This is a genomic window from Acinetobacter pullicarnis, from assembly GCF_006352475.1.
Lineage (GTDB): Bacteria > Pseudomonadota > Gammaproteobacteria > Pseudomonadales > Moraxellaceae > Acinetobacter > Acinetobacter pullicarnis.
In genome coordinates this window covers 1,267,224-1,290,475 of record NZ_VCMZ01000001.1, presented here as the reverse complement: position 1 = coordinate 1,290,475, position 23,252 = coordinate 1,267,224, and the positions used below count along the sequence as shown (strand labels likewise).

General features: G+C 41.1%; 23 protein-coding genes. 1 reads left to right on the top strand and 22 read right to left on the bottom strand.

Annotated features, from left to right (window positions below; translation table 11 throughout):
* Positions 1-19: 19 nt before the first annotated feature.
* The 17 genes from FD716_RS05615 to FD716_RS05540 form a co-directional block, all read right to left on the bottom strand.
* Positions 20-844 carry a hypothetical protein gene (locus FD716_RS05615; protein WP_139851368.1) on the bottom strand — a complete coding sequence of 275 codons (825 nt, stop codon included), beginning with the start codon at positions 842-844 and terminating at the stop codon, positions 20-22.
* Positions 837-1,229 carry a hypothetical protein gene (locus tag FD716_RS05610; protein ID WP_139851367.1) on the bottom strand — a complete coding sequence of 131 codons (393 nt, stop codon included), beginning with the start codon at positions 1,227-1,229 and terminating at the stop codon, positions 837-839. Before FD716_RS05610 ends, FD716_RS05615 begins: the two co-directional genes overlap by 8 nt.
* Positions 1,229-5,575, bottom strand: a complete 4,347-nt coding sequence (locus FD716_RS05605; RefSeq protein ID WP_139851366.1) for a host specificity protein J — start codon at positions 5,573-5,575, stop codon at positions 1,229-1,231. Before FD716_RS05605 ends, FD716_RS05610 begins: the two co-directional genes overlap by 1 nt.
* A 54-nt stretch (positions 5,576-5,629) precedes the next feature.
* The gene (locus FD716_RS05600) at positions 5,630-6,259 is read right to left on the bottom strand and encodes a tail assembly protein (RefSeq protein WP_139851365.1); all 630 of its coding nucleotides are present in this window, start codon (positions 6,257-6,259) and stop codon (positions 5,630-5,632) included.
* Positions 6,252-6,995, bottom strand: a complete 744-nt coding sequence (locus FD716_RS05595) for a C40 family peptidase (protein ID WP_139851364.1) — start codon at positions 6,993-6,995, stop codon at positions 6,252-6,254. The genes FD716_RS05600 and FD716_RS05595 overlap by 8 nt, the downstream gene beginning before the upstream one ends.
* A 2-nt stretch (positions 6,996-6,997) precedes the next feature.
* Entirely contained in the window at positions 6,998-7,786 is a 789-nt protein-coding gene (locus FD716_RS05590) for a phage minor tail protein L (protein ID WP_139851363.1), read from the bottom strand.
* On the bottom strand, positions 7,776-8,945 hold the full coding sequence (locus tag FD716_RS05585) for a phage tail fiber protein (protein ID WP_139851362.1): 1,170 nt from the start codon (positions 8,943-8,945) through the stop codon (positions 7,776-7,778). The genes FD716_RS05590 and FD716_RS05585 overlap by 11 nt, the downstream gene beginning before the upstream one ends.
* A 50-nt stretch (positions 8,946-8,995) precedes the next feature.
* On the bottom strand, positions 8,996-9,334 hold the full coding sequence (locus FD716_RS05580; RefSeq protein ID WP_139851361.1) for a phage tail protein: 339 nt from the start codon (positions 9,332-9,334) through the stop codon (positions 8,996-8,998).
* A gap of 9 nt (positions 9,335-9,343) precedes the next feature.
* Positions 9,344-9,679: a hypothetical protein gene (locus FD716_RS05575; protein WP_139851360.1), complete on the bottom strand. Its 336-nt coding sequence runs from the start codon at positions 9,677-9,679 to the stop codon at positions 9,344-9,346.
* Between the two features lie 320 nt (positions 9,680-9,999).
* A complete protein-coding gene (locus FD716_RS05570) occupies positions 10,000-10,323 on the bottom strand; it encodes a GrlR family regulatory protein (protein WP_139851359.1) in 324 nt (107 codons plus the stop codon).
* A 197-nt stretch (positions 10,324-10,520) separates the two neighbouring features.
* A complete protein-coding gene (locus FD716_RS18820; protein ID WP_171476991.1) occupies positions 10,521-10,694 on the bottom strand; it encodes a YdcA family protein in 174 nt (57 codons plus the stop codon).
* Positions 10,695-10,705: 11 nt separating this feature from the next.
* Positions 10,706-11,317, bottom strand: a complete 612-nt coding sequence (locus FD716_RS05565) for a hypothetical protein (RefSeq protein ID WP_139851358.1) — start codon at positions 11,315-11,317, stop codon at positions 10,706-10,708.
* Positions 11,318-11,513: 196 nt separating this feature from the next.
* On the bottom strand, positions 11,514-13,124 hold the full coding sequence (locus FD716_RS05560) for a DUF723 domain-containing protein (RefSeq protein ID WP_228714910.1): 1,611 nt from the start codon (positions 13,122-13,124) through the stop codon (positions 11,514-11,516).
* A 6-nt stretch (positions 13,125-13,130) separates the two neighbouring features.
* Entirely contained in the window at positions 13,131-17,072 is a 3,942-nt protein-coding gene (locus FD716_RS05555; RefSeq protein WP_228714986.1) for a tape measure protein, read from the bottom strand.
* 348 nt (positions 17,073-17,420) lie between these two features.
* Positions 17,421-17,753 (bottom strand): hypothetical protein, encoded by a 333-nt coding sequence (locus tag FD716_RS05550; RefSeq protein WP_139851356.1) that lies wholly within the window; start codon positions 17,751-17,753, stop codon positions 17,421-17,423.
* 391 nt (positions 17,754-18,144) lie between these two features.
* Positions 18,145-19,206 carry a hypothetical protein gene (locus FD716_RS05545; RefSeq protein WP_139851355.1) on the bottom strand — a complete coding sequence of 354 codons (1,062 nt, stop codon included), beginning with the start codon at positions 19,204-19,206 and terminating at the stop codon, positions 18,145-18,147.
* The gene (locus FD716_RS05540; protein ID WP_139851354.1) at positions 19,203-19,727 is read right to left on the bottom strand and encodes a Panacea domain-containing protein; all 525 of its coding nucleotides are present in this window, start codon (positions 19,725-19,727) and stop codon (positions 19,203-19,205) included. Before FD716_RS05540 ends, FD716_RS05545 begins: the two co-directional genes overlap by 4 nt.
* 345 nt (positions 19,728-20,072) lie before the next feature.
* Between FD716_RS05540 and FD716_RS18815 the strand changes: the two genes are divergently transcribed.
* The gene (locus tag FD716_RS18815; protein ID WP_171476989.1) at positions 20,073-20,219 is read left to right on the top strand and encodes a hypothetical protein; all 147 of its coding nucleotides are present in this window, start codon (positions 20,073-20,075) and stop codon (positions 20,217-20,219) included.
* Between the two features lie 12 nt (positions 20,220-20,231).
* On the opposite strand, the gene FD716_RS05530 is transcribed toward FD716_RS18815, so the two are convergent.
* From FD716_RS05530 to FD716_RS05510, 5 genes are all read right to left on the bottom strand, one after another.
* Positions 20,232-20,738 carry a hypothetical protein gene (locus FD716_RS05530; protein WP_139851353.1) on the bottom strand — a complete coding sequence of 169 codons (507 nt, stop codon included), beginning with the start codon at positions 20,736-20,738 and terminating at the stop codon, positions 20,232-20,234.
* A 61-nt stretch (positions 20,739-20,799) separates the two neighbouring features.
* Positions 20,800-21,723, bottom strand: a complete 924-nt coding sequence (locus tag FD716_RS05525) for a phage tail tube protein (protein ID WP_139851352.1) — start codon at positions 21,721-21,723, stop codon at positions 20,800-20,802.
* Positions 21,724-22,096: 373 nt separating this feature from the next.
* A complete protein-coding gene (locus FD716_RS05520; RefSeq protein ID WP_139851351.1) occupies positions 22,097-22,315 on the bottom strand; it encodes a hypothetical protein in 219 nt (72 codons plus the stop codon).
* A 69-nt stretch (positions 22,316-22,384) separates the two neighbouring features.
* Positions 22,385-22,801 (bottom strand): hypothetical protein, encoded by a 417-nt coding sequence (locus FD716_RS05515; protein WP_139851350.1) that lies wholly within the window; start codon positions 22,799-22,801, stop codon positions 22,385-22,387.
* Positions 22,798-23,250 carry a hypothetical protein gene (locus FD716_RS05510; RefSeq protein WP_139851349.1) on the bottom strand — a complete coding sequence of 151 codons (453 nt, stop codon included), beginning with the start codon at positions 23,248-23,250 and terminating at the stop codon, positions 22,798-22,800. Before FD716_RS05510 ends, FD716_RS05515 begins: the two co-directional genes overlap by 4 nt.
* Positions 23,251-23,252 lie beyond the last annotated feature (2 nt).

Sequence of the window (23,252 nt, the reverse complement as noted above, 5' to 3'; positions counted from 1 at the left end):
CGGCTGTGTTTTTAAAAAATTAAACTCCAGACACCCATGGGCCTTCTCGATACGGGCAGTAAATTACATTCTCATAGTAGTTAGAATATGACTTTGCGCTATTGCTGCCGTCTACGTTGTATTGCTGCACAAGCTCTACAACCATTGTTTGCGACCCCTCCATTCTTATGCGTGGGTAGAAATAAGTTTCGCCATAACCAACGCCATTAGACCCGATTTTGTACGCAGAATAAAAGGGTAGTGTTGACCTTTGTGAAATGAATAAATTTTTAGCATCAAGCCCTACAGGAACAGTAAATCTATACGTTGCTGCCGGATTGGCCCGTACATTTACCCCACCATACATACTTCCCACGACTTGCATATAGCCGCGCATAGCATCGAAAATTAGTTTCCCGTCAGCATTAAATGCTTGCGCACCAAACTTACATGGAATCATCGGTAAGCTAGTGTAGATGCAATACTCGATCTCTACACTCGGTACGTCTGTACCGCAACTTATATTCAAATAGTAAAGCGGATCACCATCATATTTCGTATATGAAATACTTGCGAAGTAGGGTATTTCAGATGATGTACGAGTAAACAACATTAAGTTGTAAATTATGTAGTCCACATTGATTGCGTTGGTGTCGAGATCGAATCCCAGTTCTCTGAGTGTTGTAAAGCTCATCACAGGTCTAAGTCTAGAATACTTAAATGTATTTCCGTCGATCAGATATATACGTTTGCCAGCCGAATCTGTTGTTATGAGTTTACCCCTCATCAGAAACTTGGGTATTGCATACTCATCATCAATAATAACATTGCCGTTTGCGTTCCGTATTTCAACATACTTAGCCACGAAAACCCCCAACAACTACAAACATATCATTTTTCATTAATGGCTCTGTCCATGCGGCATCCGTTGAGTACACTCTACCATTTGAATCCAGGTAATATCTAACCCTACCCCATAGCGTTACCCGCCAGTTGAGTCCACCCAGTGGTGTAAAGTAATAAAAATACCCAGCGTTGGAGGTTTTGCCACTCTCCACCCAAAAGTAAGGATTAACTAAGTCGGAAGGCACAGAGAAGTCAAAACTCGCTTCATAGTTGCTGTTTGAGTTTTGCTGGGGTAAGGCTATTCTGCTGCGAACATAAGTAACTGGAAGGTAGGGGTTAAATACATCCATAACCCCACTTCCGTCAATATCAATTTGCATGCCTGCTCTATCCAAATCAGCCATTACCACAACCCATCTCTGTATCGTAAAACGTTATTGTCGTCATAAACCTCAACAACAAGCCCTTTTTGCACTCGTCTTGCACCAGTCTTATTGTTCGGGTTTTTGTACGTCACAAACTCCCCAAACTCAGCAGTAAGCGCATTTAAATTTTCAGCATAAATCTTGCTTGCGTGCAGATAGTTAATATTTGCACCATCAATATAAACAGACCTTGGGATCACAGTCCCATTCGGCAATGTCACAGGTGTGTTTTGAAGCACCATCAATGGCCTTGACGCAACCCCATCAATCCCAACAGGAGCACCAAAATAAACAGCATCATAATTGAAAACCATTGTTGCAACTTTGCCGTCATTCATTGAGCCATGACCAGCAATATGCCCATTCACATCAGTTTTGATAAATTGTTGCGCATAAACTCCATCAACTGATTCTTTAACCTCTTGAACGGATGCTGTGTTTTCACCGACGCTAGTTTGAAGTGTTTCTGTCGCCTTAATTGCAGCACTAGTAGCTGTGGCATTCGCTTCAATTTCAGACTTCAATACAGCGTTATTTAACTGCATTTCTGCTGAAACCTGATCTGTGCGCTTAGCTTGGGCCATATCTCCTTCAATTCGAGCTGATTGCTCAGACCAAACACCTGCCATTGATCCAGAATTACCTGCTAATGCATCTGTTGCGCCTGCCATTTCTGGGTTTACTTGAGCATAAACACCATCGATTCTTTTTGTTTCTGCTGTTAGTTTTTGATCAACAATATTCACTTTAGAATCGACCTGAGTAAGCTGCCCAGTTGTTGCGTAGTCACCAAGCTTAGCCTCCACCGCATCCACTTTTTTAACAGCAGAGCTAGCATCGGTCGCAGCGACATCAGCTTTACTTAAAGCCCTTGCCGAGTTTTGATTAGCTGTGTTTGCAGTGTTTTTAGCATCATTAGCAGTATTTACCGCACCATTTGATGCATTTACAGCTGCTGCAGCATTGGAGTTGGCATTTTGTGCTGTAGCTGTAGCACTCGATGCCATACTCGCTGCTGAACCTGCTTGGTTGGCTGCGGTTTCAGCCTTTTGCACAGCACTGGCGCTATTTTCTAGTGCCTTGCCTGAATTACCCTCAGCAACTTTAACCCTGGAGTCGAGTGCATTGATTGACTGTGCGTTTGCATTTGACTTATCGACAGATGTATTTGCAGTCTGACGTACAGACGCTAATGCTGTGTCATTGCTTGAAACGTAGCTATTCAGTGCCTCTGTCGTGATACGATCACCATCAATTCGAGCTATGCGCTCCTCTTGAATTGATGCCTTATTATCACCTACTTCAGCGTGAACTGTATCGATACGTTTGCCTAAGGCGATATCACCCTCAATCATTGCTGACTGAAGCGACCAGCTACCAACAAAGATGGCACCATTACCAGCCATGTCGGTCGTAGAACCTGCGAGTTGAGGATTGAGTTGCGCATAAACACCGTCAGTTTTTTCAGACAATACTTTTTGCTCGTTGCTAATAACTTTCATGTCACTTTGAACAGCAGCAAAACCCTGATCAGTTGACTTTTTGAGCGTATCAACAACTTGCAATGTATCGTTATTTTTCTGGTTGATGACTTTTGTTAATCCATCCTCAGAGTCTTTGATAGCCTGCTTTCTATCTTTCACCTCTTTATCAATATTTAACTGCGTGGCGTTGATGGCATTGATGCGATCTTGGCGCTCTTTAGCTAAGTCTGTATTTGCTTTATCTGCTGTGTTTTGAGCGTTTCTGATCGACTCATTAATACCGCTTAAGTCGCCATCAATAGAATCAATTTTATCTATTTTCTCTTGCAAGTCTTTATTTAACTGACTTTCAGAGATTTGCTCATGCAGTAGATCAAGCACATCTTTCGCATTTGAAGTCGTGGTGCCACTCACCCATGCCGACCAATCCCCTTTGTTTCCAATACGATCAACCAAACGTCCTTGATAGAACTGGGTTAGGTTGGGTTGTAATCCTTGGATGGTATGCGTGGTTGTTGGATAAGCAAATAAGCCAAGTTGAGCAATATTCGATTTACCATCAGGACTCACATTGATCTCTACAAATGCCGTATCCAGTGCACCAATTGCAGGAAAGCCCCAGTCAAGTTTCATCCCAAATAAAACACCAGTGGCACGGATAAATGCCAGTTTAGGTGGTTTACCTTGCTTACCTTTAAGCTCTGTTAGAACTGAATAAGTTGGTAAAGATGAGATATCAAAGGCTGAAATTGCAATCACACGCGCTTCATACTTACCTGCATAAATCCCTGCAACTTCAGCTGAGTTACTGCCAGTAATAGGCAACTTTAACCAAGTACCATTGTCTTTACGCCACTCAACTTGATACTTTGTGGCATCTTTGACTTGTGGCCAACTAATCACCATGGTTTCAACAGATAAGCCCTGTTGCACCATTTGCTCACTAGAGATAGTGACAGACTCTACAGGGTCTTGAGTCGTTGGGTTAATGATTGAGATCGGACGATCATCAATAAAGGCCCCATGATCAATCGCATCATACTTTGCTGGATTGTGTTGTAAGGCTGTAATGGTAAATTGATGCTGTTCATTCTGAGCAATCGAAATAATACGAAATTTCATCGTTGCCAAGTCTTTTGCATCAACGATCCAAATGTTTTGAGCAGCCACAACATCAAATGCCGAAACTACGGTGACAACTCGCCCACTAATACCTGTTACAACACGCGCTTGTGCTTTGCCATCTTCACCATTCACCACCAATCGATCACCAGCACGACAAACAACATCATCGCGATCAAGGGTAATGCTTTTACGGTCTTTAGATACGGCAGCAATACGCCCACCATTAGCACGACCTGCAAATAACTCGTCTGCGATTTCAATTATTTTACCCGGTAGGGGAATATGACCATCTAAACCGACTTTAAAAGTAGCAGTTCGAATTTCAAGCTGTTCAGACTTTAAGGCCCATTGGCCAGTCCGTTGCGCTTGGCCTTCCGATGTGCAACCCCATGCTTCAAGCTCCAACATTTTTACTGTTTTATCTTCTGAAATTGCTTTTTCATCACGTACAAATACATATTCAGTTTTATATCGATTTTGTGGGTTATCCCAAGCAACCTTGACTGCATTATGCCGATCACGTGATCGTGTCCCGGTGTAATTAATCGACTCAACGCCACCAATAATATTTGCCGATGTGTACGTAAAGTAAGTATCTTGTGGAAGATCGGCATCACAAACAATTGCGGTACCGTCCCAATAGTTAATGGCACGAAATAGACCTGCAAGCTTTCTTAAAACATCAAAAGCTGCTTCAGCGCTTTGAATGTACACATTGCAAGTAAAACGCGGTTCTTCTCTACCTTTGCCATCTGGTACTTTTTGGTCACAGTACTGAGCTAAACGATACAAGGACCATTTATCAATCATCGGCTCAGATAAACGGTTACCCAGTGCATAACGTTTGGCGGTACAGAGGTCGTAATAGATCCATGCAGGGTTATTGGTATAAGCACGTTTAAATAGTCCATTCCACATACCCACATATGTGCGAGATACAGGATCATAGTTACTTGGTACCTTAATTTTGATCCCTTTCAACTCAACAGCAAGTTTGGCAACATTCGAGAATGTTTCAGCATCATATTGCACACCAATTAATGCTGTATTTGGATAGGCTAATTTCTGATAAACAAGTTCAGTAATCGCTTGCACATACATTTTGTCGCTGACGTATTCGGAAGTTGAGTTTGGTGTTTTACGTGTGACACGAATCAACCAGTTCTTGTTAGCCCTAGGTAATACGATCTCGTGCGGACGTTCATAGTTAGCTGAGGTTTTGCCTGACATTTGTGTATCAAGCACTAACTCCCATGCCCCACCATCAGTCTGCACTTCAATTGAATAATCGATGGTTACACCAGTGACATCACCACTACTTGGGTCCTGCTGTTTCAGTGCACCAAAACGCACACGCACAATTACTGCATCTAAGCCTAGATTAGTGATTCCTTTAACCCATGGTGTAGCACTTTTTAGCTCAACACCGACAGCAGACTCGGATGCAATACTTTCAAAGCCTTCCATATAGGTTTGATCATTAGTACCGGTACGAAAATCTAAAGTGACATCCTGAAAGTTTTTAGCCCCACTATCGTTCTCAACAGGCGTGTCATCGAGATAGATTGATTTCAGACCATTCGCCAAACCTTCGACCTCACCTTCACCCATACCATACTGCACACGTGCATAGGTTTTTGAAGCTGCTGTGTCATTAGCAACCTTGGGTTGTCTTGGGCTTTTGCTTCCACCTTTAGCACCCATTACTGTACGCATGCTTTTCTCCAGGCAATAAAAAAGGCGCTCATTGCGCCCGAATATCCATTTAGATTATTTCTTACCACCGCCACCACTTCCGCCTGTATAACCAGCATCAGTTGAACTAAAGGTATCAACGGCAAACTGACCAGCATTGACAATGAAGCCACCAACTTCACGTTGACCATAAAGGATTGGGACTGGGTTACCTTGAGCAATGGTTGTGATAGCTCCACCAAAGCCATGGTTGGATTTGTTACCATCTTGGTTTTGATCTTGAGCATTAACCTTGGGCATAAGCATCTGAGCAACACCCCCAATAGTCATACCAATACCAGCACCAATCAAGGCAGCACCATAAGCCGTTGTTGCACCAAAAGTAAAATAACCTACAGCAATCATGACAACGCCAAGAATGACCTGTAACACCCCATTATTACCACCCGCACCAATCACTTGCGGTACAATCTTGATCACTTCAGCACCGGTATCAAAATCAATTTGATCCTCAGCAATGTTTTCATCATCTTGGTAGATGGCAAAAGCTAAACCATGCTCGTGAGCCGTTAACATAAATTGCTCAAAGCCCGGTACTTGCACGGATAAAGCTTTAACTGCCTCCCGTGTGCTTTCAACTGCTAACTTAAACTCTTTGCCAAATTTCTTACCAAGTACACCGTATAACTTGATTGTTTTAAGCATCTTTATGCCTCACGATTTTGACAACACGTTCTTGCCATTGCTGACCAAGGATTTCACGTACTGACTTACGGTTGTATGGGTGATGCAGAATAAGTGGTCCACCAAAACATGCTGTACTTTGTTCTGACTTGAGTTGCCACTGGTCACCCAGCCAGATCACAGCATGATTGGGATGCTCAGTCCGACCAACATTACACACCAGCATGTCACCATATTGCGGTTCACTTGCTTCATAGAATCCTGCTGCATCCAAGTTATCAAGGTAGAGTGACTTGCTTTCTTTATTAGACCACCAGTCGTCCTGACGCTCGAAATCCATCAGGTTAATGCCTAGTTCACGGCTGTAAAAGTCACGCACGATCGAATAGCAGTCTTGGTAGCCATGATAGTAATCACGGCCAATCAATGGGGCCTGATAACCGCAAGGCTCATAGACCTGAAATTCAATCTCTGGCCATGCACAGATCACCCAAGGTTTTTCATGTAGTTCAATCTGTAATAGGTCCAAGTCTGAAGCACGTGCAGTCGCATTGGGGTGGGAATGCACATAAGCTTCAATTTCCCCAAGATCTTCAGCATTAGCCAAGTCTTGATGATGAATTTGAAACTGCCCTTGTTCTGCAACATTACGGCAAGGAATATAACGACCCAAAACAATAACCCCGCAACATTCTGCGGGGTAACACTGTTCGGCATGTGCCAAGATATCGACTTTAAGTTTCTTTGTGAGTTTCATATTTACACCATATTCGATGCAGGGAAGCCACCAAAGCGTTGTTCATTATCACGACAATTGCATCCCGACGTTCTAAAGCTACAGCGATCTAGCGCAGGATTATCTGTGGGCTCATCTTTATTTGTGAACATTGCCGCACCGATATACCCACATTCTTCACTACGATATTCCCAACCACAATAATTAGAGATTTGTCGAGTTGGAATCTTTAAGCCCTCAAAATCCACAGGGTTAGATAATTCAAAGCTTACCTGATTGGCATTTTCAGAAGTCTTTTGCTCAATGAACCAAAGTTGTGTTTTTGACTCATTGGAATTAGCTGAAGCATTGCCACCGCTAAAATTGGCCGCATCCAGATACTTGGCCAAGGTCGTAATGACTTTGATTTTGGCTCCTGCAAAATCACCAAATCGTAAACAGTAAGCTGATACGGCACCTTGGATACCATTGATATTATTGGCCATGCTTAAAGTGGGCGCAGAGGCTTTACCATCACTACGCATTTCAAGTCCTGAGACTTCCAAAGCCATAGGCTCGAAAGTCTGACCGCCAAACGTGATATTTCGCATCCAGACCTTATCTTTGCCATTATTAAACAGCTTTCCAGCCATTTGGGTGGTGTCTCCTGCCATCACATTTGAACCCGCATAGCTATAGATCCGCTGCCAATCCTCATAAGAAATATGTCCATGAAAACGTAAAATACCAGCACCGAGGGCGCTAGCATCAAGTTCATAGAGTCGAATCAGACCATCGACATAAAGCTTTTGAAAATCACTATTAAGGTTCATGAATTACCTCATCAAAGATTTGATTTCCATCCTCATCAAGCACAGGCACATCCTCAAAGACAGGCTTACCATCACTATCAAGCTCTTGAACAAACTCAAATACCGGCTCACCCTTTTCATTCATCACTTGCTGATCAGTTAGGATTGGAGTGCCATTTGCATCGGTGTGAATGTGGGTTGTGGGCTTTTGATAGTTCTTACCACCAACAATGACAGGCTTACCCTCATCGTCGTATAGATCTTCAAGTTTTGTGATGTAGGTCAGTTGTGGTGCGTACTTGAGCTGCTTGACCATTTTAGGTTGCTTTTCAGTACGCGGAATTCGCTGCACAGTTGGCTTTTTAGGTAGTTCATTCAAACGAATATCAATCCAGCGCGGCTCACCATTTGAGTTACTTGGGATGTCAATTGGTTTGTCATGGCTTGCAACAATGTCACCATCATCATTAAGCTTTTTCTTAAAAGTTTTAATTTCAAGATCGCCGTTTTCCAGTGTTTGATATTCAACCGCACAAATCTTATTGCCGTTCGTGTCGGTCGGCACTTGGATCCACCAGCCTTGCTTTGCAAAGCCTTCCGTATCCTTAATGAGGTAATGACCAGTATCTAACTTTTCGAAAATTGGGTGTTGTTCAACAGCTTCGTCATTCGCTGTGAGTTTGTCTGCGAAAAGCTGAATGATTGGAGATGCTTTTTTGATGAAGCCGTTCGAGTCGGTGGTTGTATTTCTTGATGTGTGCAAGATGTGTCTTGAGGATTTAAGCTCTGAAAGCGTCTTCCCGTCATCTAAATTTATAGCATAGTAGAATGCATCTGGAATATTGTTGTCTGCGGGAAAGCCAAATATAGTCAACCTTTTGAATCCAGCCCCACCCGGCTGTCTGATCAAGAGTCCTGCATGCCCGCCGTTTTCAAGACCATAAAGACCGTTTGGTATGTTGGTTAAATTCGTTTCCTTACTGATATATGGAGAGCCTAACCGATCCCCTAACCCGAACGCCCCAACCTGCATTACATTGCCTGCAGCCTCCCCCACCATCCGACTTGCCGCATGCTGCTGATTGCTAAAGTTTTCGTTATCCTTGGCTGCGCCTGATCGATTTGTATCACCACCGGCACCTGTTGGCGCCGTGCCTAAGTTTTTTAATTGAATAGTCATATCTTGCTCACAAAAAAGCCCGCAGATGCGGGCAGTTGGATTGGGTTAAATTAAAACTGTTGAAAAAATGTTGTTGAGATGCGCCAAACGTCACCGCCTAGATCAACCTCCTGATACTGAACATCTGTTTTAACGCGAACTAAGCCATGCTTTGGATGCTTCCAAAGAAACGAGTCAGCACCTTTATGATCATCAAAGAACTGTTTGATCGCGAGAATCTCGGCTGAATAGGCTGTACGTTGATACGCCCACTGCCCCTTTTTGTTGTTGATTCCAACACTGGTATTTTGTTCGTAGCCATCTCCAAATTTTGAAGTCAGCACGGCGAACTGAGTTGATGCATTATTCCCGTCGAGGTCGGTTTCATAATTGAATAGTCTGTCGCTCATGTGATTAACCTATTTATGGCGTAGTGATCCACCCTGTCGTTGTTCATTCGTAATGTTTTTATTAATTGCATCATCAATTTGCTTACTAATAACAAATGGCTGAGCGATTACAACTGACTTCAATACACGATATTGATCTTCACTTAAAATAAGAACCACACCGTCAATATCAATAATCCAGTCGTTGAATTGAAGCGGCAGACACTGATCACCTCGCTCATAGGTTTTTTGAATTCCCTTACTGCCACACTGCCCCGTATAAGTCACAGTACCACCAAGGGCCTTAGTCACTTCATCACAGTTACCTGTATATTGCCCGCTCTTCTTAAACTGTATTACTTTCATGATTGCTCTCGATATAAAAAAGCCCCGCAAATGCGAGGCATGAAATTTTATAGGTGGTGGGCACAACTCCACCTTATGTGCATGTCGTGGTTACTTGCATGAGGTTACGACATTAAGAAAAAATTGTTCGCCAATAAGCTTTTGTTTTAGATCGAGTTAAAAAATAGTGAACAGCCCATTTTCTCGCGAGTTCCTGTTTTGTTTTGCCAGTATATTTTACACATGATTTAACTAATAAATTAATAGAAAATCGTTTCATTTTACTTTCCTTTTGATAATAAAAAAGGACGCAAATGCGTCCTTCCTGTGAAGTTGTGGAATTAAGCTAATAAATCACCAACGTATTTTGCCTCAACTATAATTTCAATATTAGGGGTGTCTTTAATACCACCTTTCAATAGATATCCACCCGAAACATCACTAATAACCAGTTCAATCTGGAAACTTTTTATGTCTCCAAACACCGACTCTACCTCTAAGTCGTGCTGGAATATCTCAATAATTGCCTTATTATTACTAGTCCGACCTTTGTATGTAAAACCAAAATCCGCACCATTTATAATGCCTTTATTCACAACCACCACACCCTCACCAAAGTCTTGGATGCTACTTTTAAATTTCACGAAATATATTCCGTCTTTCATTTTAACCTCATGCAATTAAGTTAGCTGAAAATTCAGCCACTTGATATTACGTCATGAAAATTAAAATGTTAATACTTAAGAGATTTTCAATTTTCTCCAATAAAAAACCCACTCGGATGAGTGGGTTTTACTTTATTTGCGTAATCGTTTCACGGCGCAGATAACAAAAAACCACGCGAAGGTGGTTTTTATGACTACTAACTGCAAATTTTCTTAGATGCGCTAATGCTGCCATCCTTACAAACAAATTTATCACCACTGCAATGGCTGATACCACCTTTAGACCCTGAACAAGGCTGTCTCCCTCTTCCGGCATCTGCAAAAGAAGAAAAACCGACCAGAAGAACCATCCCAAATGCAAACTGCTTCATAACATCACCTATTAGAAGTTGTAACGCAAGCCAGTTTTATAAGTTACACCATCAAAATCACCAATGCTATTCGAGGTGTAGTGAGAGTTCACACCACCATGCCATGAACAAGCACCCGACCCAGAGCTATTGCTTGTTGATCCATCGTTGCAGCGCGTTTTATCATTATTGCTAATGTCGAAAGCCCACTTATAACCAACACCACCATAAAGAGATAGATTAGGAGTAAAATTAACACCACCCTCCAAGCCTAATGGAATCGTGAGGTATGCTGTATTATCGAAATTTTTAACATCCAATACTCCAGCGCCGAAACCAAGAGTTCCTATTGCATAAAAACGATCTGTGCTCAGAAAATTATAATGCCCACCGCCAGACACCTCATAGTAATCGCCATCAAAATCACTATTACCTTGATACTCAAACTTACCCCACCACCCACTTGCTTGCGGTGAGGATGAAAGCCCGATACCAAATCCCTTCATATTCACACCGCTATCGTTTTCAAAATCACCCTTTTGATAAGAGTATTCAGCAAAGATAGACTTTGGGGATAGATCTCCAGCTTGTACATTTGCACAAAAAGCAATACTGAACAATCCAGTAATAAGAAGTTTATTCATAATGTATCTACTGTGTTAAATTAGGTAACTAATATTAACAAAATTAACACAGTATAAACATTAGCCTAAAGTTTGTATTTTGAGGGTAGCTGGTCAAGGTAATCCTTACTTTCATAACAAAAAAACCGCCGTGATGGCGGTTTGGATTATCTTGCTTTACTCTTTTTTGAAGTCGTTGAGGTACATAACATATAATCTAGTTACCAATGAAATTATTGATTAATTCAAATACATTGTCGTCTATTACCAAGAAACACTCAGTTTTGCCATGAAAATCAATACTGGGTTTATACTTGTGTAGTGATAACGATATGTGTAGGCTTTTTTCTAAATCCCATATAGCGCTGGCATCACCATATATCTCTTTCAGCACTTTGAACTTGTAAGGCATTTTCCGTCTAGTGTTAAACCTTTCATTTGCCCCAAGCCGACTAATTCCAATCTTGTAAAACAGCTCATTATCTTTACTGCACTCAATTAAATATAAGTGTGTTTTACCATTATATAAATCACAGTACTCAATATAACTACTCTTTGTATGCCCAATTGTTACAGCGCAATCTGGGCAACCACTTCCTCTTTTATGAGATCTTGCTGTTTGCAAAAATACGCCGTGCTCAGGAAAAATAATTTGAATATTACCAAAGGCTCTAGTGTAATTCACGCATGAGTAGTCATATCTATCACCATGTGTTTCTTTAAATTGCTCAATTATTGTATTGGTATCAAGATTATAATTACCCGCGCATATTGGACATCCATTGCCACGCTTATGACTACCTGGTGATTGCTCGAATACACCATGCTCTTTACATACTACTTCAATTTTTGTCTTACTATTTTTGTATTTAACTAAACTATAATCATACAATTTGCCATGAGTTAGCCTGAATTGCTCAATAACCTCGCCTAGAGATAATTTTGATGTTCCAGCACACTTTGGACATCCTTGACCATTAAGATGGTTGCTGGGGTTTTGGTTAAAATCACCATGCGTAAAACATGTAATCATCACCTTGCTATTCACGCTCACGAGTTTTACTTTTCTGTAATCATAAGTGCGCCCATGAACTAGAGTGAACTCGGTTATTATCTCTTCTTGCGTTTTATGTCTACCAATACACTTAGGGCAGCCATTACCATGCAGGTGTTTTTCTGCTGCCTGCTCAAATACACCATGGTTTGGGCATATTATTTTAATTTTAGTGTCGGTATTTACATATATCGCTTGTGAATAGTCGTATTTACCATCATGTATTTCATTAAACTTATGTATTACATCACCAAGTAAATGCCTCTTTCCATCATACATGCACTTGGCACACCCTTGCCCCTTCCTGTGCATGGCTATGTGTTGCTCGAACACACCATGTGTTCTACAGATTATTTTAACCTTTTTCTGTGAATGTACATACTCAACCAAGGAATAGTCGAATTTGTCTCCATGTACCTTTCTAAAATCTACGAGGAGTTGCTCTATATTACCTCTTGGTTTTATTGAACTTAAAAAACATTTCTTACAGCCACTACCTTTCTTATGAACGCCAACCCATTGTTTAAATTCCCCGTGGTCCTTACAGATAATCTTTACCTTTGACTTATCGCCTTGATAGTCGACCAATGAATAATCGTACCGATTTCCATGAATACTTCTGAATTGTTCAATAATTTTCTCGGTTGTATACTTAGCCATAAAATAATTAAATACATTTAATTTCATTATGTTAGCAAAAAAATAAAATAACTCCTTATTTATTTGTAACCTTTTGTTGAGTACAAAACCATCAAAAGGTGGTTTTGTACTCAATACAATTTATTTGCTCAACAACCCACCCTGTCGCTGTTCTTGCCTAATGACTGTCCGCACTGCATTGCCGATCATGTCGCCAAGCTGCTTAGCCTGCCCTTGTGTGTCCACGCTGCTTGATCCATCCGCTTGAACACTAACTTGCACAGTAATCGGAGCATTAATAACGTCACCTGAGCTTGCAGCCCCAATTACCTGTGCCTGTCTTCTTTCACGCTGAACTTGCGGTAACTCTCCAGTACGATTCATCGCATTTAGATTATCAACGCCAATTTTCTCCACGGCGCTAGCTTTCACAACAAACTCTTTGTCAGAAAGAAATGCAGGAATTGAATCGCTTGTTCCTGTACCGGGACCGCGAACGTAACCGCCGGTTGAGAAGCCTTGCGGTGTGATTGACTGAATCATTGCTAAGAATGTGCCTTGATCGAGCATCGCCTTACTGGCATCAGCCATTCTCCCCCACACCGTTGGACTTAAAGAGTCGTTGTATGCCTTAGATGCAGATGACCACATATTCATCCCTGCTTGAGCAATCGCAAAACTTTGCTGCGCTGCATACATTGCCCGATAAGCACCTGAACTCTCACCCAAAATCCCACGAAACATATTGGCAAATGAGCCAGTGAGTTGTTGTGCTTGGGTGAATTGCAAGTTAATGGAATCCTTTTGATAGGCTTCTTCAACCTCAGTTTGACGTAAAGCATGTGCATCATAGATAGCCTGTCTGGTCTCTAATGCAGTCTGTAAAATCAAAGTCTTCTGATTCTCAAACTCTTGTTCAGTAATGAGGTCCTGATTTCTTTGCTCTTGCAAACGTCCTAAAGCCCCTTGCTCACCACCATCCACGGCGCCCATCTGTGCATCAAACAACTGTTGAGATGAATCAAGACGACTAAAACGATCTTGCTCAACCTGTATACGCCCAGTAGTGCCTTTCATTTGCGCATCAACATTAGCCCAATTCATCTGAGCATTTTGCAAACGTGCTCTAGATTCTTCCTCTTGCCGAAGTCGAATCATTTGGCGCTGGAACTCACGCTCTTTCAGATCAGCAACCTTAATTAGCTCAGCTTCTTCAAGACGATAACGCTCTTGCATAGCTTGGGTTTCAGTTAAGAATTGCTGACGCATTTGAAACATACGCTGTTCTTGAGCAATCATAAGCATCGCTTGCTCCTGCTTAAGTTGCTTATCAAGAAGAACTACAGCCTCTTTACGCTCATTGGCACCTAACTCCAAATCCTGCGCCGCATAGACTTTCTTCTGTGCATAGCTTTTTTCGAGCATTTGCATTTCGGTTTTCTGAAAATCAGAATAATCATCTAGCTTTGTTTGTAGTGCAAACTTCGCAAGTTCAATTTCACTATCAGCCTGAGCCTGATACTTGGCCTTCAGTGCTTTGGCCTTATCATCGCTAAATCCCGCCTTATCGATTTCTTTAAAATCTTCAGCCAGCTTGGTCTTGATTTTAGTGACCTGATCAGCAACATTCATTTCAAGCTGAATGCGGTTTTTAGCAGCTTGTTCGGCTTCTTTTTGCTGATCCTGAAATGCTTTGAAAGCATCTTTACTTGAGCTTGTACTACTACCTTTACTTGCACCACCTTTCACTTTTTGCATCATTGCTGGAATCTGATGCATCAATTCAATGACAACGCCATCAGCGAAAGTTACACGCGATGTGTGGCCGCCATTTTCAGAGACCATCTTTTGAACATCTTTTACAGCAACATTGGTAGTAACTTCAGTTCCAGCAGGTGCTGCAAAATCCCAACCGCCGTGCTTTTTACCATCACGAACTTTTCCATAATGCGAGTTTGTCATGCTCGGTTTCAAAGTCTGTCCGCCAAGCTGAAAACGTGACATATGGTCAGCAGTAACACCTCCCTTATTTGACCCTTTAGGATACTGTACATGCAGATGATTGCCACTGCTACGACCTGTACTACCAACTAGGCCAACCAATCTCTTCGTTGTGTTCTCTTGCTCCTTAAGTTCCTTGGTTGTGGCTTGGGCCGCCTTAGCTCTTGCTTCTTCTCGCAATTGAAGTAGCCACCCAGCCTCCGCCATTGCTTTCTGCTCTTTAGATAACGTTTTAGCATCGGGACCAAAACCCATACCGCTATCTTCGCGGAAGTTAGCCATGTATAGAGCTTTCTCATAACTCCAACCATTACCCTTATTCACATTGATGTAGTTCTCTTTTTCGAGGCTTGTTTTTACTTTGTCGTAAGCTTTCTGCTGTTCAGCATTGAGCTTCTGCTGAGCTTCACGTTTAGCATCAATGGATTTTGTCTCGCCATTGTTGGCATCAATAGCTGACTGCGTTTGATTTGTTAGTGCGGCTTGTGCTGCCTTAACTCGCTCATACTCAACCTTTGACTTGCTTTGTGCTGTAGTTAAATCATCGATCTTGTCTTTATGTTTTTGCTGCACCCCTATGAGATTTCCGACTTCTGTTGAGAATGTCGTAGCATCAATCTGGCCTCTCGTGTATTGGCCTAATAGCTCTGACATTTTACGCGCGGTTGATTCAGATACCGATCCTGAATTTTCCAACCATTCAACGTAGCCGCTTAATTCTGCATAAGATGCTGTATATGCATTTGTTAGCGACTTAAGCTCAATTTCAAGTTCGCGCATGTATGTTTTGCGCTGTAATGCATCAAGCTCTGAGTATTTTTTAACAAGCTCATCTACTGGTGTGATTTGAGCATTTAGAGTGCTGGTTGCAGACTTTGCACTGTCGTTAAATAATAAGTATGCTGCCGATAAAGCCATCACGCCAATTGTAGCGACACCCGTCCACCCGCCAAGCGCCCCAAGCAATAAGGCTCCACGAGATCGCGCAGCATTATTCGCATTTTGATTAACCGTATCTATAGCAATTGCTGCCGCATGAGCTGACGTAGCTTGCGTTAGCTTTGTTTCAAGCGGGAGTATTGTAGTTTGCACATATGCCAGTCTAGCCATTCCAGACATACGCGCTGCAGTAGCTTGTGCATCAGCCAATTGCATTACCCTTAAACTAACAATTGCCGCTGTTCGCCTTACCTCAGTTGCTGACGCTACTGCATTTGCTTGTGTTTCAGCGATTAAGCTCGCACGGCGTTGATTACTACTCACAATTGCATCGTGAGTAGCAACAGTGTGCGCAATAATCGTTTTTGTCATAAAACCGATACCAACCAATGTAGCGGCCTTTGCAACTAAATCTATGTTTTCAGCAAGCTTACCTAATTGGCCGGCTAGAGAATCTGTTGCACCAGCACTTTTATTTAAATTACCAAGATAGGTGTCAACGGCATTACCCAACACAGTGAGACCGTCTGTTAAGCTATTAGACATACCATTTGCAAGCTTTTCGCTATGCTCACGATTACTATCCAGTGCATCATTAAGTTGTCTTGATGATAATTCCCCTGCATTACCCATTTGCAAAATTTTATCTTTGGCTATACCGGTACTTCTATTCAAATCATCAACAATACTCGGTACGGCAGAAAGTATTGAAAGCCAGTTTTGGTTGGAAACTTTTTGACTGTAAATTGTACTTTTAAAGGCATTTGTTGCTGAGGCTGCTTTGTCTGCCGCAGTTGCATTATGCGTATAAGAAAACGACAAACTGTCTGTGATTCTTAAAGCTCGTTCCGTTGAATCCCCAGTCGCCTCCAGCGCAGTTCCAACATCCAAATATACTTGTTGTGCTTCTTTTAATGGACGGTATGTTGTATTTGCAGTCTCAAGTAAATGCTTTTGAATCATGTCGTACTTTTCAGCACTGCCGGCAGCATTTTGAATTTGAGCCGCCATTTGTACCCATCCATCGGCACGTGAAATAGCACTCCCAACAGTTAAAATACCAGTCATATACCCTGCTAACTTCTGGTAAGCATTTGACAAACCATTTGCTGACTTTTCAGCCTCTGTATTACTACGAGCCATTTGCTGCAAAGACTTAGAGTTCCGTTCAGCTTGTTGGCTTTGCTGTTCAATACTTAGGTTGGTATTACCTAAAGATGTATTAAGTTTCTGAGTATTATTGTTTACACCAAGGAAAGTCCGCCCAAGATCGCCAGCGGAACCGCTCGCACGATTACCCTGATTGTAAATTTTCTGTAGTTCTTCATTTAGTCGCTGTACGGTTATTTGTGCGTTCTGTGCATCAATCTTAATGATTAAACTTGTTTCTTGAGACATTTTACTTTCCTATTGGCGTAAAAAAACCCACAGGAAGTGGGCTGAAAGTTAGGTAATAAAAAACCCACCGAAGTGGGTTGGTTATCTTGTGTGTTAATTCTCCTTACCTTCTTTTGACATTATTGCGACCTCAAGCTTGAGCAACTCATTTCTTATTTCAATGCTCTTTTTCAGCTCCATCCCAGCATCTTCGCAAATCTCAATGCCTTTATTGCGTATTTTTTCTTGGTCTAGTTTCTTACTCTGCCGTGCTTCATTAAACTCAATAAGTGCTTGCTCACATTTCTCCCTCAATTCGCTTGCTTTTTTATCTACAACTACCACCTGCGCATCAAGCCTAGATCTCTCTGATTTCAAACGGTCTAACTCGCTCTGCGAACACCCAACCAACCCAACCACCAAAACCATCAAAAGTATTTTTTTCATGTCATCACAATATTTCTTAAGTGACAACATTATGGTGAATTGGGTGATAAAAAGCCACATCACAGCGTAGCCCTTAAAAACCACCCGAAGGTGGTTTAGTTTAAAATAATGTGATTATTATTTAGCTAATTCTGAAGGTCGTAAAATCATGGCCTACTGATTGCCCTATGAGGTATAAAATAGTTGTGGCTAATAAAAAGAACAACAATAATACGAGTACATCTATAGTTTTATCTATCATGGTTCACCCCCTTAAGTTGCTCTTTTTTTATACAACAGCATTGAACATTAAGCAAACACTAAGATACTTGCGGTGACGAAAAACACTAAAAGGCGGACTGGTATTAAAAAAGATGCAGGGTTTTGTACTGGTAACTAACCGACTATAGGGTTAGTTTTCTTCTTTTTTATCTTTTGATTCGCCACCTGTCTTGTTTGAGATTGCAAGCTTACTTACAACTGTTGATTCAACATTAGCTTGTCCCTTATCATTTTGGAATTTTGAAGCTGATTTCTTTTCCGTAGAAGTTTCGGGTTTAATTATGTTTTTCTGCGTTATCTCAGTTGAATAACTATAAATTTTCTCTTTCTTTACGGAATACATGCCAACTAGACTAAGACCTAAGATAATCGAGAAAACCATAACTGACTTGGTATAAAAGTCAGTAGAAATAAACCTCTCCCACCAATCAAGCTTAATTTTTGATGTGTTTCCACCAGAAGAAGAATCACTAGCACCTGATACGATTCTATCTAATCTTTCTTTGAGGTTGCTCGTAGCTCCAATCCATTTGACCATCATATTTAACAAGGTGAGCAAGCAGATCATCAAAAGTGCAATAATAAATGTTAGATATGGGAGTCTAGAGTTAGCTTCCAACAACTTAACTGTCGCACCAATCAGATTAACCCCACCAAATAAAGTAAAAATAATCGAAGCAAAAATACCTAAAATTGAAATATAGTTGGCAATCGTTGATTTGGCTTGAGCATCGGCTTCAGTTGCCAGTCTGTCAGCTTCTATTGCTAATTTTTCTGCTTTTTCTGCCAATGCATCTGCCCTTTGGGCCGTAACCAGCGCACTTGAAGACACTTTCAACATAAAGAGTTTTTGTGCAAAGGCTAATAAAATATGATCAATAAATTTTTCATAACACTTAACCATGTGTTCAGCATCAACACACATATTATTTTTAATAAAAAATTCTTTAACTGTTGTTGCAAAACCATTTATTGTGTTTGATGGTATTGAATCTATTCCACATTCATAGACATAAATTGAAATATCTTTGTATGGCAATAAATAGAAAGTTTCTTTATTTACTTTCTTTACAAAGTCATCTTCAAAGAAAGTAAATAAGAATGCGGCTGCGGCAACTGCATCCTTATCAAAAAAATTAGACGGATTAAGGTGAAGTTTAATTAACTCTGCTTGTTGTTCTTCTAAAATCATGAGGTTAATACAGTCTTCGCTTCAAGCAACTCTTCTCGAGAATACCTCAAGTCTTCAACTCCGGAAATAATCTTAGACTCAAAATTAGCCCAAGCAACCTCCTCGTGTGTCATTTCAACTAGCTTAAAAGCATCCACATCTATTAATTGATCGATAACTGAGTCTGCGATTCTCTTAAATTCACTGTCCTGTTCAAATTTATATTCACTAAACTCAAGTTTTTTTCGACCAAAAATAGCTGAATCATCCTCAACTATTACAGCTTTTGCTTTATCAATATGGCAAATTCCAACAGATTTAAACTCAAAATAAACCTCTTTAACTACTGGGCCATACTGCCACTTTCTAAATGACTCAGAAAATAGTAACTCATCATGTTTTTTTAGATAAGCCGTAGATACGTAATACAGAATTTTTTGTAATTTAAGTGGTGTAAGGCTAAATATAGATCTCTTAATACCATTATTGGCATACCAAACAATGTAGTTAGCAATATCCATTGCTGTATACTTCTCATTCATTTCATGCTCTCCACTAACCAACAATTAACCACAAACCAATAATAGAACTTCTATTGCTTAACATTGTCGCAGCTTAGTGAATGCTTTCATGATAACCCCTAAATTCAATAACTTGCCTTACTGTAAAGACGATGAAAGGCAAGCGCTTTGACTTACCTTTCCTTAACTTCATTTAATACTATTTAGCACTAACATGCAACAAAATAACTGTTCCACACCAAGGCAAGTTACGTCGTTCATTGATAAAAAAACGTACAATATCTCGCTATTTTTTCCTATAAACTTCATCCAGAAACACATCATCAATTGCCAATATCGCTTTCACAAAGATATGAATCTCAATCGGTGCATCATACATATCACAGTAAGATTCAATATCAGCAAGGCTTAGCGCAAGCGGTGTACTTTGCTCATAGCGCCGTGACCGAGCAATGGTGTTGTAAGCGGAGAGGATTGCGTTTGCTACGTATGAATATTCAGGTGGCTCAATAAAATCAGGTGGCTTTACACCTGTCCTTTTGTAGATTTCACGCGCTTTTTCGGTGTCCCATTCAGAGCTGTGGTATCTATAGAGGTGGTCGACTTTCCCAAGATATCGGCCTCGTAAGCATCAGCTTCTTGCTGAATACTTTGGGCTTGAGTCTTCACAAATACCCATACCGCAACACCAATATCGCCCATGCTTAGAAGCTTGGTTGCGGTCTCTGCCGTACAAGTTTGTGCGGTGATTTTTCCATTCTCGTCAAACTCAATACCTTTCCAATCAGCGATCAAATGACATGCTGCTGCTTCAATAAGCAACTCATGAAATAGCTTGTCACCAATACCCGCCTCAGAAACTTCAAAGCCTTTAGATGCAATTTGGTTGTTCGCACGCTCTAACGCAACACGATATGGCTTATAGCCATCACCACGAATTTTAAATTCAGCGAGCACCTTGCCATCATCATCTTTATATTCACGCCACAGCGCTACTTCTTTGCTTTTTTGAATTGCTACTTTTAAAGCCATCTTAATATTCCAAATTACTTGCCAAGCCCACGCCAATGCAGTGGGCTATTTTTACGAAGCATTAACCCCCACCAGCCACTACAGGTACACGCGTCAATGTTGGTGCCGCATCTTTAACAGTGAAGCTAAATTGAGTTGTAAGCAGATCACCACCGCCACCGCTTGGTAATGGAGCAGATAACAACACTTGAGGTAGTGCCAGGACATATTCATTACCAGCCGAATCAGCCAGTGAATATGAAATACCAATCGGAATATTCAAAAACTGCTTTTCATAAAGTTCAGCAGTGTTTTTAGACCACGAGATTGTGACCGATCCGGAACCCTTCATAACTGTCTCAAGGATTGCACCGATACCGTTGTTCTCTTTTTTACCCAAGCATTTTTGAATCTGCATTGAGTTATCGATAGTTAGATCAAGCTGTGAGACACACATACCATCCTTCACGGCGCCATCAATTAAGATATCGCCAAGAGATAAGCTTGTGAATTGAACCGCATCTACTGCCGCCGTGACCGTTCCAGTTGGTACTACTGCTGACGCTTTACGCCCCATTCCCATGATTGAGAACTTCGAGGTTACGATGCCACCATCTGGAATCGATAAGGCCCATTGATTGATATGACAACCGGTGAATAAATGATAGTTGTCTACGTCAGTAAAGCCGCGCACTACAGAAATGGTTTTGCGAGTTGTACCACCGAAAGCGAGTACATTTGCAGCCCATTTATTAAAGGCTACACACTCCAGTAATTCATCTTGAGTGCCGTAAGCGAACTCAGTTTCGATATCGCCCTGAACTTCAACACCTGTAACCAGCGTACCTGCTGCAATTCGAGTATCTTTGATTGTTTGTGATTCGGTTGTTTGCGGTGCAGCATCAAGGCTATTCGAGGTAAACCCAAGTACTTGCCATTTTGTTGCTGCGGTTCCAACTGTTGTTTCCACACCGTATCGTGTGACCTGCTTTGCTCCAGATGACATTTAAGTCTCCTTAATTTGGGCGTAAAAAAACACCCGATTGGGTGCTCTGATTTAAATAGCTCTTATCGTAAATTTAGACGTTTTTCTGTGTACTTAAAGCCAAGGTTGATTGCTCTTATTGCCGCATAAATGCATACCAAGCACACAAAGAAATAAACAAAACTTTCAGGACTTAAGTTGATGACATTCATCTTGACTCCTATCATGCTGAATGAAAAACTGGTATCTTTGATCACAGATTACTTTCCTCTTGTTCTTGCAGGTTCAACTGGAAATCGAAACCCTGATAGTTGGTCGCTATCGGGGTTTTTCTTTGGGCGTAAAAAAACCGCCCAATAAGGACGGTTTGATTAAGAGATAAGTTATTTTGTAATTAAGGCTTGTAGTCTAAATCTACACTTACGCCAGTAACAATATTGGTTTTTGCAGAGCCAAGTGAGTGATTCGAAGCAAGTCGAACATTCACATCCTGCACACATAGACAATTCTTTCGCTGCCACTCAGTGAGCTCTCGACTCATCACTTTAGCTAAATGCTGTTCTAATTCTTGTCGTTTAAACTCAATTTCTTCAAGTGTAAGATTAAATGCCATTAGTTCACCCTAAATTCAGCTCTAATTATTTTTTGCGTGAAAGGCTTTGTTGTCAATATGTTCTAGAGCTTAATTAACCCGATATTCAAAAACCACATTAAACTGGTAGAAATCTTCTGTCTCACCAACATCAATGATTGAGCCTTGTAATATCTCTAAATGCTCAACGCGTTTAAATTGTAGGTGCTTAATCCAAGCATCACCAAGTTCAGTCAATGCAATAGTATCTCTACCAATCCGATCAAAACATTGAATAATCAAATTGCCCACTGTTCTGGTACACGGCGTATCAGCTAAGCCTGAAATAAACGTCGGTGCATTACGGATAAATACCTGACACCACAAACCATCGTCTGGTGCTTCAAAAGGCCCGCCATTTTTTGTCGGCTGGTTCTGTGTAAAAATCATAGACTGATCTAATGATTTAAACTCAAAACTATCAATCAGCTGCATAAATGCAATACGCGCCTGTTCATGGGTCATCATTTGTATTTCTCTTTAATCAACGTAAAGGTGACGCCGTAAATACCTAACGGTGCTTGTTTACTGAATCCGCCAGCTGATTTAATCGCATAATGACCTTTACCTTTAACCCAACTGCCTTTTTTCACTGGATTAGGGTAACCGCCGTACTCAAGCGCTGGTCCATACGGTGCATTATTTTGAATGTAGACAACCGAATAAGGAACCAACCCAGATAAAATGCTTAACCCTTTTGCTAAAGCATTGGCACCCGATCCATCTTTAATATTTGGATCAAATCCGCTATCAACCGAATCTATACTTAAACGATGATTGCCTTTGAATGCACCTGAATCCACTGGTGATGCCTCAATGACACCACGTAAGGCGTCAGCGGCTATTTTCTTTTGAAAGTCACATAAGTCGTTTTCAATTTCTTTAATGAAATCTGCGGGGTTAATACTCCAACTCATAT